Annotated in this window: 13 protein-coding genes; 4 read left to right on the forward strand and 9 right to left on the reverse strand. The window is 60.0% G+C overall.

The features are described 5' to 3' along the window. Positions 1-48: 48 nt before the first annotated feature. The 3 genes from EC915_RS13080 to EC915_RS13090 are packed head-to-tail and all read left to right on the forward strand — an operon-like array spanning position 49 to position 3,038. Positions 49-1,224, forward strand: coding sequence for an FAD-binding oxidoreductase (locus tag EC915_RS13080; protein ID WP_133750951.1), 1,176 nt, complete (start codon positions 49-51; stop codon positions 1,222-1,224). Further along, positions 1,221-2,030 (forward strand): aldo/keto reductase, encoded by an 810-nt coding sequence (locus tag EC915_RS13085; RefSeq protein ID WP_133750952.1) that lies wholly within the window; start codon positions 1,221-1,223, stop codon positions 2,028-2,030. Before EC915_RS13080 ends, EC915_RS13085 begins: the two co-directional genes overlap by 4 nt. A gap of 36 nt (positions 2,031-2,066) precedes the next feature. Then, a complete protein-coding gene (locus EC915_RS13090; RefSeq protein ID WP_133750953.1) occupies positions 2,067-3,038 on the forward strand; it encodes a metal ABC transporter ATPase in 972 nt (323 codons plus the stop codon). Positions 3,039-3,220: 182 nt separating this feature from the next. Here the strand turns inward: EC915_RS13090 and hldE are convergent, their stop codons facing one another. After that, positions 3,221-4,642: a bifunctional D-glycero-beta-D-manno-heptose-7-phosphate kinase/D-glycero-beta-D-manno-heptose 1-phosphate adenylyltransferase HldE gene (gene hldE / locus EC915_RS13095; RefSeq protein WP_133750954.1), complete on the reverse strand. Its 1,422-nt coding sequence runs from the start codon at positions 4,640-4,642 to the stop codon at positions 3,221-3,223. Positions 4,643-4,868: 226 nt separating this feature from the next. Further along, the gene (gene msbA, locus EC915_RS13100) at positions 4,869-6,671 is read right to left on the reverse strand and encodes a lipid A export permease/ATP-binding protein MsbA (protein WP_133750955.1); all 1,803 of its coding nucleotides are present in this window, start codon (positions 6,669-6,671) and stop codon (positions 4,869-4,871) included. A gap of 106 nt (positions 6,672-6,777) precedes the next feature. Between msbA and EC915_RS13105 the strand changes: the two genes are divergently transcribed. Next, the gene (locus tag EC915_RS13105; RefSeq protein WP_133750956.1) at positions 6,778-7,440 is read left to right on the forward strand and encodes a toluene tolerance protein; all 663 of its coding nucleotides are present in this window, start codon (positions 6,778-6,780) and stop codon (positions 7,438-7,440) included. A 3-nt stretch (positions 7,441-7,443) separates the two neighbouring features. On the opposite strand, the gene EC915_RS13110 is transcribed toward EC915_RS13105, so the two are convergent. The 7 genes from EC915_RS13110 to EC915_RS13140 all read right to left on the reverse strand — a co-directional run bounded on the left by EC915_RS13110 (position 7,444) and on the right by EC915_RS13140 (position 15,896). Further along, positions 7,444-8,658, reverse strand: a complete 1,215-nt coding sequence (locus tag EC915_RS13110; RefSeq protein WP_166650981.1) for an O-antigen ligase — start codon at positions 8,656-8,658, stop codon at positions 7,444-7,446. Continuing rightward, entirely contained in the window at positions 8,655-9,539 is an 885-nt protein-coding gene (locus tag EC915_RS13115) for a glycosyltransferase family A protein (RefSeq protein ID WP_133750958.1), read from the reverse strand. Before EC915_RS13115 ends, EC915_RS13110 begins: the two co-directional genes overlap by 4 nt. 159 nt (positions 9,540-9,698) lie before the next feature. Further along, positions 9,699-10,655 (reverse strand): glycosyltransferase, encoded by a 957-nt coding sequence (locus tag EC915_RS13120; protein ID WP_133750959.1) that lies wholly within the window; start codon positions 10,653-10,655, stop codon positions 9,699-9,701. Between the two features lie 64 nt (positions 10,656-10,719). Continuing rightward, positions 10,720-12,132 carry a PIG-L deacetylase family protein gene (locus tag EC915_RS13125; protein ID WP_166650988.1) on the reverse strand — a complete coding sequence of 471 codons (1,413 nt, stop codon included), beginning with the start codon at positions 12,130-12,132 and terminating at the stop codon, positions 10,720-10,722. After that, complete coding sequence (locus EC915_RS13130) at positions 12,129-13,025, reverse strand: antimicrobial resistance protein Mig-14 (RefSeq protein ID WP_133750961.1); 897 nt, start codon at positions 13,023-13,025, stop codon at positions 12,129-12,131. Before EC915_RS13130 ends, EC915_RS13125 begins: the two co-directional genes overlap by 4 nt. Further along, positions 13,025-14,155 (reverse strand): glycosyltransferase, encoded by a 1,131-nt coding sequence (locus EC915_RS13135; protein WP_133750962.1) that lies wholly within the window; start codon positions 14,153-14,155, stop codon positions 13,025-13,027. Before EC915_RS13135 ends, EC915_RS13130 begins: the two co-directional genes overlap by 1 nt. Then, positions 14,139-15,896 carry a carbamoyltransferase gene (locus tag EC915_RS13140; protein WP_133750963.1) on the reverse strand — a complete coding sequence of 586 codons (1,758 nt, stop codon included), beginning with the start codon at positions 15,894-15,896 and terminating at the stop codon, positions 14,139-14,141. Before EC915_RS13140 ends, EC915_RS13135 begins: the two co-directional genes overlap by 17 nt. Between the last annotated feature and the right edge of the window lie 53 nt (positions 15,897-15,949).

Below are 15,949 nucleotides of genomic sequence, written 5' to 3' on the forward strand. Positions count from 1 at the left end.
GCGCCTTCCCCTATAATGGCGCGATTCGCTTTGCCATCTGAGGTGCTCATGCCATCCGCTATTTCCACTGACGTCCTGATTGTCGGCGCAGGCGTTGCCGGCCTCTGGCTCAACGCCCGTCTGCGTCAGCAAGGCTTTTCGACAGTGGTAGTAGAGAGCGCCAGCCTGGGTGGCGGGCAGACGTTCAAGTCTCAGGGGATCATTCACGGCGGCGCCAAGTATGCGCTGCATGGCGCGCTGTCCGGTGCCTCGGAAGCCATCGCCGACATGCCCCGCCGCTGGCGCGAAGCGTTGGACGGCAAAGGTGAGCTTGACCTCTCGGGCGTCCGATTGCTTTCCGAAGCACATTACCTGTGGTCACCGGGCACCATCGCCGGCAACCTCACCAGCTTTTTTGCCAGCAAGGCCGTGCGTGGCCGCGTCGATCAGGTTAAGGGCAGCGATCTGCCTCCAGCCCTGCAAGACCCGCGATTCAAGGGCAAGGTCTATCGCCTCGCAGAACTGGTAATCGATGTGCCAAGCCTTGTGCAAAAACTCGCGGAACTGGCGGGTGACAGTCTGCTGGCTGGCGAGAGCATCGAACCGCTGCGCAAGGGCGACGAATTGATCGGTCTGCGGGTCGACGGACGTGACATTCAGGCCCAGCGCGTGGTGCTGAGTGCCGGTGCAGGCACTGCGGACCTTCTCAACGCTTTGAATGTCAGCCAACCGGCCATGCAGCGCCGGCCCCTGCAGATGGTGCTGGTCAAGGGACCAACGCTAAAGCCCCTGTACGCCCACTGTCTGGGTGGCGGACCGAAGCCGCGCATCACCATCACCACGCACCCGGCCGCCGACGGTCAGTGGGTGTGGTATCTGGGCGGCGATATTTCCGAAGCCGACGGCGTGGCCCGCGAGCCCGCCGAGCAGATTGCCTTCGCCAAAAAAGAACTCTCGCAGCTGCTGCCCTGGGTCGATCTGAGTCAGGCGCAGTTCGCCACGTTGCGCGTGGATCGCGCCGAGCCGCAACAGAGCGGGCTGGTCAGGCCCGACAACGCGTTCCTCGACGTGCAGGGTCGCCTGATGGTGGGCTGGCCAACCAAACTGGCGCTGGCGCCAGACTTCGCCGACCGCGTGCTGGCCGCCTTGTCCCGCGACAACATTCACCCGCTCCAGCAACCGGTCGTTACAGACCTGCCCAAGCCACCGCTGGCCAAACCGGTGTGGGACGTGTTGCTGCCATGAAGACCTTGCATGATCTGCATCGACCCTTGGGCAGTCTCGGCATCGACGTCTCCCCCATCGGCCTGGGAACCGTCAAGCTGGGCCGCGATCAGGGCGTCAAATACCCCAACGGTTTCACCATTCCCGACGACAACGAAGCGCGGATGCTGCTCAAGCAGGCCCGAGTTCTGGGTATCAACCTGATCGACACTGCGCCCGCCTATGGCCGCAGCGAAGAGCGTCTCGGCCCGCTGCTGCGCAGGCAGCGTCACGACTGGGTCATCGTCAGCAAAGTCGGCGAAGAGTTCGAAGCCGGACAGTCGAGCCATGACTTCAGCGCTGCTCACACGCGCATGTCGGTAGAGCGCAGCCTTCAGCGCCTGCAAACCGATTTCATCGATCTGGTGCTGGTTCATTCCGACGGCAATGACCTGCATGTGCTCAACGAATGCGATGTCTACCGGACCCTTGCCGAACTCAAGCAAGAAGGCAAGATTCGTGGCTTCGGCTTTTCGGGCAAGACGGTTGAGGGCGCGCTGCTGGCCCTGCGCGAAGGGGACTGCGCCATGGTCACCTACAACCTCAACGAGCAAGGTGAAAAACCGGTTCTGGATTACGCTGCCGCTCATGGCAAGGGGATCCTCATCAAAAAAGCATTGGCCAGCGGGCACGTTTGCCTGAGCCCCGGAGTCGATCCTGTGCAAGCCAGTTTCGAACTGCTGTTTGCACACCCTGGCGTGGCCGGTGCTATCGTCGGGACGATCAACCCCTTGCACCTGGCCCATAACGTAGCCACTGCCGCTGCCGTAATACGCCGTCAAGCCTGAAGTGGGCGGCCGCCCCCAACGCAAGAAGGAGCCGATATGCCGCGAACCCTGATTCGGAAGAACCCCAGCGACTTCAAGACACTGCCACTGTTCGTCGAAGCCACCCCCGAAGGCCTGAGTTACCAGAGCGTCGGGATGCCGCTCAATTTTTCCCAGACCCTGCAGCGTCGTCGCAAGATCGAGGTGGAGGACAGCGAGCGCTTTTCCACCGAGCTGGCCAATCTGGGCGTTTCGGTGCGACTGACCCTCAATTGGCAGAATCGTGATTACTGGGTTCTGGTGCGCCAGCGTCGTCAGGACCGCGGCGATGTGGTCTTGAAGCTGATTTCCGGTTACGTCCCGGCCCATGAGCTGAACCTGCCGCTGCACACGGCGATCCAGGAGGTGGCTGAGGAATGCCTGATCGAAACGCCACAAGGCTGGCTCGGCGGTCGGTTCAACGACACCTGGCTCCCCACGCCTTATGCCGCTGCGTTGCACTATCGAGAAGCCCTGCCCTTTCGCCTGAGCCCGCTGTCCGGCGCTGCACGGCCGGTGCGTTGCGGCAGCCTGACGCTGATCGAACGCCCCCGCGCTTACGTTCATCTGCCCACCGCTTCGTTGCAGTTGATTTATGACCTGCGCCTGGAGGTGCCGAAGGAGGCGCGCCCGCTGAGTCTGTTTCATGTCGATGAGGTACTGGAGAAGGATCAACTGGTCACCCGACTGAACCGCAGCAAGCCTGACCTCTACCTGATGCCACTGGAGAACGGTTCACCGCTGCCGGAGCTGTATACCCTGAGGAATGACAAGCTGACGCCCGCTGGCACTCGCGGCCTGTATCTGGCGGAGAGCTTCGCTGCGCAGCAGGGCTGGGTGGTACGAGATGAGAGGATTCGCTGGAAAGACTGGTTGCTGCAACAGGGCATGACGCCGCTAAAAGCGGAGAAAACCGGGATCAAACGCCGGTTGAAAGTGGGCGCTAAACAATTGCTGCGCATTGCGCGCAAGACGTTGCATAAGTCGTAGAGGGCTCGCGCGGTATCAAATGCTTGAATGAAATCTGTAGGAGCAAGCCTGCTCGCGAATGCGGTATTGACGCCCCTGAAAACGCGGCGCACCTACCGACCTATTCGTCAGCAAACTCACTCCCACAGTTTTGCGTCACCCTTCACATCGCGCCATTCGGCAAAAGTTGAAGGGCTACCCGATCACTGCCCGCGAATTTTCTCGACAATGGCAGTGGTCGAGCTGTTTTCTACCAGCCCCAATACCCGCACTTCACCGCCGTAAGCCTGCACGATCGGCGCGCCGACCACCTGGTCGACGCCATAGTCGCCGCCTTTGACCAACACGTCAGGCTTGACGTGGGTCAGCAGGTTTTCCGGAGTGCCTTCAGGGAAGCTGATCACCCAATCCACGGCGCCGAGCCCCGCCAGCACCGCCATGCGCCGGTCAACGCTGTTGATTGGACGACCAGGGCCTTTCAGGCGACTGACCGAGGCGTCGTCGTTGACCGCGACGATCAGGCGATCACCTTGCGCCCGAGCCTGCTCCAGGTACGTCACGTGGCCGGCATGGAGAATGTCGAAGCAGCCGTTGGTGAATACGATCTTCTCGTTGTGCGCGCGCGCGTCGTCGATGGCCAGCAGTAATTGGTCGAGGCTCAATACGCCACGTTCCGAGCCCTCGGCGCGCTGGATTGCGCGGCGCAGTTCTGGAGCGCTGATGGCCGCAGTACCCAGCTTGCCTACGACAATGCCGGCGGCGAGGTTGGCCAGCGCTACCGCGTGGGGCAATTCCTCGCCCGCAGCGATGGCAGCCGCCAGGGTGGAGATCACTGTATCGCCGGCACCGGTGACATCAAACACTTCGCGGGCACGGGCGGGCAGGTGCAACGCCTGTTGATCGGGACGCAGCAGGGTCATGCCGTGTTCACCACGGGTCACCAGCAATGCGCCGAGTTCAAGCTCTGCCATCAATTGCGCGCCCTTGGTGACCAGCTCGTTCTCATCGACACAATGGCCGACGACGGCCTCGAATTCGCTGAGGTTTGGCGTAATGACGCTGGCCCCGCGATAAATAGCGAAGTCTTTGCCTTTGGGATCGGCCAACACCGGAATGCCGTGATCACGGGCAGCCTGGATCAGCACTTGATGGTTTTTCAGCGCGCCCTTGCCGTAGTCCGATAACACCAGCACCTTGACGCCTGAAAGAAGTCCATTCACATCACCAATCAGGGCCTGTGCGTCGGTGGCGAAGGGTTCTTCGAAGTCGATGCGCAGCAACTGCTGGTGGCGGCTCATGACGCGCAATTTGACGATAGTGGGCTGGTGGGCAATACGCTGGAAGCGCGTGTTCACGCCTGCGGCCTTGAGGCTATTGCTCAGGCTCTCGGCAGCTTCGTCCTGACCGGTGACGCCGACCAGGGACGCTTTTGCGCCCAATGCAGCGATGTTCAACGCCACGTTGGCAGCGCCGCCCGGCCGATCTTCGATCTGATCGACCTTGACCACCGGAACCGGAGCCTCAGGTGAAATTCTCGAGGTACCGCCATGCCAATAGCGGTCGAGCATGACATCGCCCACTACCAGAACTGGTGCCTGATCGAAACGCGGCATGGACAACTTCATCGAACAACCCGTAACTAAGAATGAACAGGGGCGGAATCTTAGCACAGGGTTTGCGAAGGCTTGAGAACCAAGAGGCAAACTCGGTATGACCGTCGCGCGACGGATTACCTGAGACAGCGAGCTTGTTCGGGGAGGCGTCAGGGCAGGCGAATGATCGCTGACTGTGCCACAGCTTCCGCGCGCAGGCTCACTCCCATGGGGTTACGCGCGAGTAGGGAAAGGTCCGTCAGACGGCTCCAACCGGCGCAGGCTCGTCCAGGCCCATGGCGTGCAGACGCGCGTAGTAGCCGTTGTGTTCCAGCAATTGGGAGTGGGTGCCGCGCTCGACAATACGCCCTTGGTCCATGACCAGAATCAGATCGGCGCGCTCGATGGTCGAGAGACGGTGGGCGATAACCAGCGTCGTCCGGCCCTTCATTACGTGATCCAGCGCTGCCTGAATGTGGCGCTCGGATTCGGTGTCCAGCGCCGAGGTCGCTTCGTCGAGAATCAACAGCGGCGCATTTTTCAGCAGCGCGCGGGCAATCGCCAGACGCTGACGCTGACCACCGGACAGCAGCACACCGTTTTCACCCACCTGGGTATCGAACCCTTCGGGCAGCTGATCGACGAATTCCTTGGCATAGGCATCGGCAGCGGCCACTTCGATATCCGCCCGCGGCGCACCGGCCAGATCGCCATACGCAATGTTGTTGGCGACGCTGTCGTTGAACAGGGTGACGTTCTGATTCACCTGGGCAACATGTTTACGCAGGTTGCGCAGACGGTAGTTCTCGATCTCGACGCCATCGAGCAGGATCTGCCCCGATGTGTGGTGATAGAAACGCGGAATCAGGTTGGCCAGCGTCGACTTGCCGCTACCGGAGCGCCCGACCAGCGCGATCATCTGCCCAGGGGCAGCGGTGAAGCTAATGTCGTGCAGTACCTGACGCTGGGTTTCGGGGTAGGTGAAGCTCAGGTTGCGAACTTCCAGAGTGCCCTGCACGCGCTCCAGTTCCACGGTACCGGTATCAAGCTCGGGCTCTACATCTAGCTGCTCGAAGATGCTCTCCGCGCCAGCAACGCCTTTCTGAATGGTGGAGCTGACTTCAGACAACTGACGGATCGGCTTTGGCAACAGACCTGCGGCGGTGATGTAGGCCACCAGATCGCCTGCAGTCGCATCGCCCCGCAGCCACAACACCAGAAACATCAACACGGCCATGGCGGTATAGATCACCAGTTGCAGCATCGGCGTGTAGATCGCGCCGGTCTTGGTCATGCGCAGCTGTTTATCCGTGTTGCTGGTGCTGGCCTTGGCGAAGCGCCCTTCTTCGTACTTTTCGCCGCCGAAGCTGCGAACCACGCGATAACCCTGAATGGTTTCGGACGCAACGTGGGTCACGTCGCCCATCGCCACCTGGATTTTCTTGCTCTGCTTGCGGAATTTTTTGCTCGAGCTGCCCACCATGATGGCGATCAGCGGCAGGATCGCCAGCATGACGATGGTCAGTTTCCAGTTCATCCATACCAGGTAGATGAACAGGAAAACGATGGTCAGACCTTCGCGGATTACCACCTTGATGGCATCCGTGGCGGCGCCGGTGACCATGGTTACGTTGAAGGTGATGCGCGAGATCAGATGCCCGGAGTTGTGGGTATCGAAATAACGGTTGGGCAGGACCAGCAGTTTGTTGAACAACTGCACCCGCAGATCGTGAACCAGCCCCAGAGAGACCTTGGCCAGGAAATAGTTACCCAGATAAGACCCCAGCCCCTGCCATGCCGCGATCAATACGATCAGCAGCGGCACGGCCTGCAGCAACTTCAGATCGCGCAGGTAAGGCACGTTGGGGAACAGCACCGCCTGGGGGTTGGTCAGGCCATCGACGAAATACTTGAGAATGCCGGCCAGCATGGGCTGGGTCGAGGCGAAGATGACGAAGCCGACGATACTGAGCAGGAAGATGCCTACATAAGGTTTCACATAAGTCAGCAGTCGGAAATAGATTTTCAGGCTGGAGGATTCGCGTTTCTCTGGCGTGCTCATGGTCATCGATACGATAAAAAGAGCCGAAATACTAACACATGGGCAGTGGATTGGGCCTCGGATGACCTGCTGAGGTATCATGGCCGCCATTTTCGAAGGAGCCCGCATGCGCGCACTCGCCTACGCTGACTACCAAGCCTTACGCAGCGACGCCGAAGTCATAGAAGCCGACTTCTTCGGGGACAAGGTGCTACGCCTGACCGACGGCAACTTCATGAAGCTGTTTAGGCGCAAACGCCTGATTTCGTCGGCGGCGTTCTTTCCCTACGCCAAACGCTTTGCCAGCAACGCCCTGACCCTGCGCAAACGCGGAATTCCCTGCCCACACGTACTGGGCACCTACCGGGTGGCCGATATTGCTCGCGATGTGGTGCATTACGAGCCATTGCCAGGCCAGACACTTCGCCAACTGATTGCGGACCCGGCGCATTTTCAGGATGCCGCGCTCCTCAGCGAATTCGGACGCTTCGTAGCCCAATTGCATAATCAGGGCATCTACTTCCGCTCGCTGCATCTGGGCAACGTGGTGGTGACCCCTGAAAACGACCTGGGGCTCATCGACATCGCCGACATGAAAACCCAGCGTCGTGCGCTGCGCAAAAGCCTGTGCCTGCGCAACTTTCAGCACATGCGACGCTACCAGCACGATCATGCGTGGCTGCTGCAGCAGGACGGGGATCTGTTTTTTGAAAGCTATAGCGCGCACAGCGCACATCAGTGGGACCGCCAGATACTCAGCGAGCATCTGGCAGTTGCAGGGCAGGCGTGAAGGTCAGCTCAGCGTCGTTTTCTTCTCGGACTTGCCGAGACACAGCGACAGCACGAACGGCATCCACACCACCATCCACATGGCACGGGCGCGACCGAATACGGTGAACACGTCGAACTGTTGAGCGACGGTGGCAAAGACCCAGATCATCAGAATCGCCATGCCCAGGCTTTCTGCCCGGTGGCGCCATGCACGAAAGCCAAGCCACAGCCACAGCCAGATCCACAACGCAGTAAACGCAATACCGTACTGCACCGCCGTATCGAGGATCAGATTGTGGCAGTGGCCGAACACCACCCCGCCTGCCGACACTTCGTAATCGCTGCTCAGGCCAATGCCCAGCCAGGGCCGCTGATGAATCAGCTCCAGGGCGCCCTTCATCAATACCATGCGCTCGGAATCACCACGTTGCAGGATCGACGGTTCGAATATCGCCAGCGCTACAGCTGCAACCAGCGCCACGACCGCCAAGGTCCGGTAGAAGCGCCCGCCGCCCAGCAACACCACCACACCGGCCACGGCCATCAGCGAGACGATCGAACCGCGACTGCCGGTCATGATGACAAATGCCACCGAACACGCCTGCAGCAACGCCCAGACCACGCGACCCGTTAGCTTCTGCGGCCACCAGGTGCAACTGAGCACGACCAGCGCAGCGATGGTGTAACCCGCCGGGTTGGGGTTGTCCATGAAACCGCCGAACCCGTACATCCGGTCGATGCCGCGCATGGGGTAGGCGATCAGGGCGGCCAGCGAATACAGCCCGGCCAACGTGCCCCAAATAATCATCATGCTCTGCAACGGCCGGTTGAATGTGCGCCCCCAGACGATCCAGCCAAGGATCAACATGAGGAAAAACAGTTCGCGCTTGATGATGGTCAGATAGCGCTCGGCGCCAACACTCCATGCCAGCGAGATCAGCGACCAGCAGAAGATCAGCAGAAACAGCCATAGCTCGCGCCGGTTTAGCACCGTGTGACGAAACTCATGAAAATAACGAACGATCAGGTAAAGGCAGGGCAGGTAAACAAACGCGGTCAGCAGCCAGCTATAGAATTTCAGCGTCGGCGTCAGTAAAACGCCGGCCACGCTCCAGAACAGGCCAAATGCCAGGAGCACGCCGGCGACACCCAGATGTTCAGTGACGGAGCGCAACTGCAGGCTCCCTTGCGCGATGACTCGGCTTAACAATGGCAGGTCCTGTAACGATTGACTCACTGGGCACCCTTGGGCTTGCGGTATTTGAACATGAAGTGCCTGAACCTCTTCCATGTCACTCGGTTCCAGCGATGGACCGGAAGACTGGCAAACAGCCCACGCGCAAAGGGCTTGTCCGCCACCACCGACTCTTTCAAGGCCTTGTTGATGATCGCCAGACGCCCTGCATCATAAGCAGGATTATCCCTGTAGGCCTCGATGACTTTAAGGTCATAGATCAACTGGCTCTTGTAGGCGGTCTTGGAAATATTGGTTTCATGTCGACGGTACAGCGTCACACGATCCGGAAGAATGTGGACCTGATACCCGGCCTTGGCGATTCGTAGGGTCATCTGGAAGTCCTGGACCTTGATCGACGGGTCGTAGCCGCCTACCCGGTCAATGGCTTCACGCCTGTACATGGCGACCGGCCCGCCGACGGCATAGGCATCGGCCAGTAACTCGTCGAAGCTCCAGCGCTGAACCGGGGCGTGACTGGCAAACTTGTGCTTGAGTGGCCTGCCCTGAGAATCGATATAGATGACCTTCGCGCCCAGCAGGCCCACCTCCGGGTGTTCCTGCATGTAGCTGACCTGACGCCGGATGCGCCCGGCCAGCATTACATCGTCGGAATCGTGGGTCACCACAAGATCGCCACGGGCATGGCTCAGGGCATTGTTCAACGCGGCGCTGACGCCCTGGTTTTCCTGCTGATAGAACTGAAAGCCGTGAACCTGACGCAGCGCTTCGATTTTCTCGGCGCTGGCGTCGGTCGAGCCGTCGTTGACGACGATCAGCTCGAAGTTGTCATAGTCTTGCTCAAGGACGCTTAGCAGCGACTCTTCGATATAAAGCTCATGATTGAAACATGGCACCAGAATCGAGACTAAAGGCCATTTCATATCCGCACTCGACCCTTGGCATCTGACTGCGCAGTCACAGGCCATATCCCCGGAGGTTGACGGTATATTCCATGACACTTTGCTGCTGGAAAAAATGGCATGCGGAGATTATCTGATTTCAAATTAATATCGTTATATTCAGCGCATAAACCGTTCAAATCAAATTCCTAACGCTGCTCGCAGCTTCTCGAATCCGCTCACGGGCGCCTGTGCGCGCAACGGCGGTTCAAGTTCGCGGACGATTCGTTCGCCGATCGCTCCAAATCCAAACTGCGACACTGCCAGATCGCGACCATTGACCGCAATACGCTCAGCGAGATTAGGGTCCTCACGCAGGACTGCGAGCTTTTTCTGCAGCTGCGGGATGTCGTTGTAAAAGACTACGTTGTGCATGTCCTGCAAGCCTAACGCACGATTCTCGGCTTCACCTTGATCGTAGGCAAGCAGTACGCACCCACAGGCCATCGCCTCGAAATTCTTGATCATGTATTCACCCATACCGACATCCGCGCTGATGAAAAAGCGGATGCGGTTCAAGGTGTCGCAATACTCTTCGCCGGACTTGGTGCGGGTCACCACCAGCTTTTCAACCTGGCCGAGCTCATCGAGCAACGCTTTGCGACCGCTATAGGCCACGCTGTTGGTGCTGCCGACGAACGCCAACTCGATGTCCCGCTCGCGCCCCTGATCGCTCAGCAGGGTCTGATCATAACCCTTGGGCACGAAGACTGCGTCGAAGCCTTCCTGGCGCAGCCGCTCGCTGACCACGAAGCCGGAGCTGAGCACCCGGGCCCACGGCAGCTTACGATAGTGGGCACTGAACTTGCCGGTGTACTTGCAGGAAATGTAGTTCTGGTAGGCGTCGTGCTCGAGGATGACCAGATTCGGAACCGTACGAATGAAGCTCGCCTGACGAATTTCCTGCTTGAAACGCAGAAAGAACACAATACGGTCGTATTGCGCCACGTCCACGTGCTGGCGGAAGTAACGCCGCAGATTGCGCTGCTCGTCGGAACTCAGCCAGCGCAGATCACATTCGCAGTTGGCTGCGACGCCTTCGTATAGACGATCCAGAATGGCGCGCTGCTCTTTCTGGACCAGACATAGAACTTTCATGAGCTTCCTTTATAAAACCAGATCACAGCGCGGCCGCCCGCTGCCTTGAGGACATCGAGGGCAATCAGAGCTCCCTGCGCCAGAACAGTTCATGGCGGCGCACGGCCTTTCTGAAAAACTCATTCTCCCCTTCCGCGGGCCAGCGTCGACCGGCGAGCAATTTCTGCAACCAGCGCCTGATCCGGCGTTTACGCGGAGCGGGCGGCTGCAGGTCATGCATCATACCCAAGGCCATGGCCTTGTCTCGCTGTTGATCGGTAGTGAGCCCGATACTGTAGGGCACAAGTGTCTGCGAGGGGTCGAACACTGGCGGCAGTGCAACACCGCTGTGAGCATCGCCCATCGGCCAGCGATCGTTGTCGTGCAGATGATTGGCGTAGCCGAGGATCACGCTCGGCTGCCATTCCAGCCCTTGAAGGGCTTGCAGCACAGCGGCCTGCGAGCAGATGTGATCGGGGTGCGGGTCGATGGTCGCATGGGGCATGACCAGCACTTGCGGCCTGGCCTGCAGCAGCAAAGCGCGCAGATCGGCTACCAGATTGTTCCAGGTCGGCGCGCCGTCGACATCGCCGGGCAGAGACAGGCTGTTGAACTGCCGAAAAATCCGCGTATCGCTCAAATCGGCCTCGCGAGATGCGATTGGCTGATCGGGGGTAGCCTGCATGGCGGGAAGTTGAAGACAGAAATAGCCCAGTTGCACGCAACGCGATTCCGACACCCCAGCCCAGCGCGGCACCGTGACGCTGTCCCACGCGCGCAACCGGCCCTTGATTCGCGCTGCCTCGGCTCGCCCCATGCCCATCTGCTGATAGTGCTCGGCCTCGATCTCACCTGCGGTCAGGGTGACAATCCAGCTTTCATCGGCCTGGCTGTAAAGTCCGAAAGCGGCCAATTCGGCATCATCGGCATGGGGCGCGATGACCATGACACGTTGACGCCGGGCGTCGGCGTGCCCGAAAGACCACAGTCGCGGCAGGCCTTGAATTCTGCAATGGCGCCCACGAATGCGCAGGGTGCCGGTACTCAGCGCTTTACCGAAGCCTGTGAGGTTGAGATAACGCAAGCCCTTCACGCCGCGCTCGAAAACCTGACTGTCGTGCACCGCGTCACCGCCGCTCAGCTCAACCGCGGGGTCGAAGAAGCGCCCCAGCCATGAGCTATTGATGGGCAACGCCAGCACCAGGGTTTCGGAACCGTTCAGGTGAAGAGGACGATCAATCACCAACACGTCGCCCTGCAAGGTCACGCCAGGCACCTCGTTGTGCGCTGGAAACCGGTACAGGTAATCATCGCCCGGCGCGTAGAACAGATGGTCGGAGAACCAGGCCTCATGGCCTACCCAGCCCAACACCGCCAGCACCAGCGGCAACCACCAGACCACCAGCACGCCAAGCAGCACCAGGATGACCAATGCCATCAGCAACGCCACGCGCTTGTTGCGGCGGTGGCGTTTGAGCAAGACCTGTTTGCGGCTCAAATCTGGAACACCGGTACGGGGTTGCACCAACGATCCTTGTACTCACGGTCGGCGCGACCGAAGGAAAAACGCAGCGCCTTGCCGCGTGCACGTGCATCCTCCCAGGCACTTTGTGTATTGAGGAAGCTCAACACACTGCCGGGGCTGAAATCCCGAGTTTCGGGATCGACGCCACCATTGATGTATTCGATGCTGATCCATTGCGCAGCCTCGACGCGGTAAATCAGCTGAATAGCGATTGGCGCATCGTTGAGGAAAATCACCGAACCGATGAGCAATTCGCGCAGCAGCTCGACGACCTCCGCCATGCGCTCGGCGCCAGTGGCTGCAAAACCCCAGCGACGCTGGAACAGGTCGCAATACATGCGCGCAATCTCGGCGCTGCTGAAATCGGTGATCGGACGAACGACGCCACCCGCCCCCTCAAGCAGACGCAACTCGCGGCGCTGGTTGTAGCGGAATTTCTTCGACAGCTCTTCCGGCGTGCGGGCCATGGCCAGGGATTCAGCCTGGGGCTTGAGCGTGGCAATGCGCCCCTCACTGAGTTGCGACAGGTAGCGTCCACGATGACGCAGTGCCACCTGGGCATCGGCCGCAGCCGGCAGGATCAGTTCAGCATTACCAAGATCAAACAGGCCTTTCTTGCCGTGGCTTTTGAGCACGTCCTTGGACAGCGCCAGCGAGCGCCCCCAGGTCGGGATCGCTGCCTTGAGCTCACCTTTGTGCTCCCAGCCCAGATAGCGCACCGGGATCTGCGCCAGCCCGGCGAGCCGTTCGACCACCAGAGGATGGGTCGCGACGCTGCCACCGAAACGCTCCCAGACGCGTTGATAGGCGGGCGCATCGATCAGCGTCCAGCCACGTTCCCGCCAGGCTTTAAAACGATTGAGCATCAAGACTCCGCAGTCAGGTCGGTGACTTGCGGCAAACGCCAGAAGACAGTGCGGACCGCCTCATCGGAAAACCGCTCACGCACTCGATCCAGCATCATCGCGGCGCATGACTCGCGTTGCTCGGCATCCAGGCGCGACAGGTGAGTCAGCCCCTGGGCAAGGTGTTCGGCGTCGCCCAGCGGGAAAAGAATGCCGACGCCTTCGACCACTTCCCTGGCACCCCCGACAGCTGTCGCAATCACCGGCACCCCGGCAACCATCGCTTCGAGAAGCACCATGCCGAAGGGTTCGTGATCGGAACTCAGGGCAAAGGCATCGAAGGCCTTGAAGTATCGATTGGCCTGAGGCACCTGGCCCGGCAGCATGACCTGGTGGCCGATGCCCAACTCCATCGCCAGCTCTTTGAGATCCTGCTCAAGGCGACCCTTGCCCAGAATCACCAAATGGCTATTGGCCGGTAGCGTGGGCAGCGCTTGAGCGAAACCGCGCAACAGCGTTGCCTGATCCTTATCCGGGTGCAGGCGCCCGACGTTGCCGACGATCCAGGCGTCGTGCGGCAGACCCAGCCCTTCTCGGGCCTCTTCACGGGACACCTGAGTGGCCGCGAGGGGTTCGATATCGACCCGGTTATAAAGCGTCTGGATACGCCCGGTCGGCCACTTGGGCAGGCATTTGCGCATGTCGTCACGCACTGCATCGGACACGCCGAGCAGGCTCAGACGCATGCGAAACAGGTGCGCGAACAGCTTGCGGCTGCGGCGCTGATAATCGCCAAAGGCGTGATGCACACCAATGACCGGCAACCCGGTGGCCAGCAGCGCGATGTAGATCGGTTTGAAGCGGTGGGCAATACAGAACGCGAAATCCCGGGATGCGGCAATTTTCCGCAGATCGCGGATGGCGCCCAGCTTGAGGCCACGAATGGCCTTGGAGCTGTATTCCATGAACAGCACGTCGTCGGACGCGCAGCCGGCGGCGACTTGCGCGTCGGCAGCGCCGGTCAGGAATACCGTGGTGACCCGGTAGCCCTTTGCCGCGAACAGGCTAGCGTACTGGCGGGCGCAGTCGAGAAACGGCCCGTCATAGCCGTGACAGAACTGCAGCACATGGCGCTCAGCCGAGCGTGTCATAGGTATCCGCGCCGTCTTTGACCACCAGGATGTCTTCCATGATCAGGTACTGCAGGTCCGAGCCGAAGAACATGTTCAAAGCGTCGGTCGGCGAGCAGATCATCGGTTCGCCACGACGGTTCAGCGAGGTGTTCAGCGACACCCCGTTACCGGTCAGGATTTCCAGCGCTTTCATCATGTCGTAGTAACGCGGGTTGTATTCGCGCTTGAGCACCTGCGCGCGCGATGTGCCGTCTTCGTGGACGACCTCCGGTACGCGGGTCTTCCACTCTTCGGAAACTTCAAAAGTGAAGGTCATGAACGGCGCCGGGTGATCGATCTTGATCATCTGCGGGGCAACAGTGTCGAGCATCGACGGGCAGAAAGGCCTCCAGCGCTCACGGAATTTGATCTGGTGGTTGATGCGGTCGGCAACGCCAGCCACGCTTGGGCAGCCAATGATCGAACGACCACCCAGCGCACGCGGGCCAAACTCCATGCGGCCCTGGAACCAGGCCACAGGATTGCCATCGACCATGATTTTGGCGATCTGCTCAGGCATGTTTTCGAGCTTGCGCCATGCCGGCGCGCTCGGATGACGGGCACACGCTGCGATCACGTCTTCATTGCTATACGACGGACCGAGGTAAACGTGCTCCATCTTCTCGACCGGTACGCCGCGAGCGTGGGAAACGTAGGCCGCCGCACCGACCGCCGTACCGGCATCACCGGAGGCAGGCTGCACGAACAGTTCTTTGACTTCCGGGCGCGCGATGATCTTCTGGTTCAACTTGACGTTCAGCGCACAGCCGCCAGCGAACGCAATCTTCCCGGTTTCCTTGAGGATGTCGCCCAGATAGTGATCGATCATCTGCAGCGCCAGTTTCTCGAACAGCGCTTGCATGCTGGCCGCGTAGTGGATGTACGGCTCGTCGGCGATGTCGCCTTCGCGCTTGGGACCCAGCCACTCGATCAGCTTTGGCGTGAAGTAGAAACCCTTGCCCTTCTCTTTATAACGACGCAGGCCGATGACGTTGGCGTATTCGGTATTGATCACCAGTTCGCCGTTTTCAAAGCTGGCCAGACGCGAGAAATCGTACTTGCTGGCATCGCCATACGGCGCCATGCCCATGACCTTGAATTCGCCATCGAGCATTTCAAAACCGAGAAACTCGGTGATCGCCCCGTACAGGCCGCCCAGGGAGTCCGGATCGAAGAATTCCTTGATCTTGTGGATCTTGCCGTTTTCGCCATAGCCAAAGAATGTGGTGGCGTACTCACCCTTGCCGTCGATGCCCAGGATCGCGGTTTTCTCTTTGAAACCGGAGCAGTGATAGGCGCTGGAGGCGTGGGCCAGGTGGTGCTCGACCGGCTCGATCTTGATCTTTTTCGGATCGAAGCCCAGTTGCTCGAGGCACCAGACGATCTTGTTGCGATAGCGCTTGTAGCGACGGTTGCCCATCAGGATGGCGTCGAGGGCGCGATCCGGGGCGTACCAGTAACGCTTGGCGTAGTGCCAGCGCGCTTCGCCGAACAGGCTGATCGGGGCAAACGGGATGGCAACCACGTCCACGTCGGAAGGCTTGATGCCCGCTCGCTCGAGGCAGAACTTCGCAGACTCGTACGGCATGCGGTTCTTTGCGTGCTTGTCGCGAACGAAACGCTCTTCTTCGGCGGCTGCCACCAGCTTGCCGTCGATGTACAGCGCTGCGGAAGGATCATGGCTAAGGGCGCCGGACAGGCCAAGGATCGTCAATGCCACTAGGGTCTAGCCTCTCAAGTCTGCAGAGCAGGCGTCGTGCGCCTGATAAATAA

The organism is Pseudomonas sp. LP_7_YM (assembly GCF_004364435.1).
Lineage (GTDB): Bacteria > Pseudomonadota > Gammaproteobacteria > Pseudomonadales > Pseudomonadaceae > Aquipseudomonas.

What these genes read in the sequence shown, in the direction of transcription:
- EC915_RS13080 (WP_133750951.1), top strand. Translation starts at nt 49, where the DNA reads ATGCCATCCGCTATTTCCACTGACGTCCTGATTGTCGGCGCAGGCGTT.
- EC915_RS13085 (WP_133750952.1), top strand. Translation starts at nt 1,221, where the DNA reads ATGAAGACCTTGCATGATCTGCATCGACCCTTGGGCAGTCTCGGCATC.
- EC915_RS13090 (WP_133750953.1), top strand. Translation starts at nt 2,067, where the DNA reads ATGCCGCGAACCCTGATTCGGAAGAACCCCAGCGACTTCAAGACACTG.
- hldE (WP_133750954.1), bottom strand. Translation starts at nt 4,642, where the DNA reads ATGAAGTTGTCCATGCCGCGTTTCGATCAGGCACCAGTTCTGGTAGTG.
- msbA (WP_133750955.1), bottom strand. Translation starts at nt 6,671, where the DNA reads ATGAGCACGCCAGAGAAACGCGAATCCTCCAGCCTGAAAATCTATTTC.
- EC915_RS13105 (WP_133750956.1), top strand. Translation starts at nt 6,778, where the DNA reads ATGCGCGCACTCGCCTACGCTGACTACCAAGCCTTACGCAGCGACGCC.
- EC915_RS13115 (WP_133750958.1), bottom strand. Translation starts at nt 9,539, where the DNA reads ATGAAATGGCCTTTAGTCTCGATTCTGGTGCCATGTTTCAATCATGAG.
- EC915_RS13120 (WP_133750959.1), bottom strand. Translation starts at nt 10,655, where the DNA reads ATGAAAGTTCTATGTCTGGTCCAGAAAGAGCAGCGCGCCATTCTGGAT.
- EC915_RS13130 (WP_133750961.1), bottom strand. Translation starts at nt 13,025, where the DNA reads ATGCTCAATCGTTTTAAAGCCTGGCGGGAACGTGGCTGGACGCTGATC.
- EC915_RS13135 (WP_133750962.1), bottom strand. Translation starts at nt 14,155, where the DNA reads ATGACACGCTCGGCTGAGCGCCATGTGCTGCAGTTCTGTCACGGCTAT.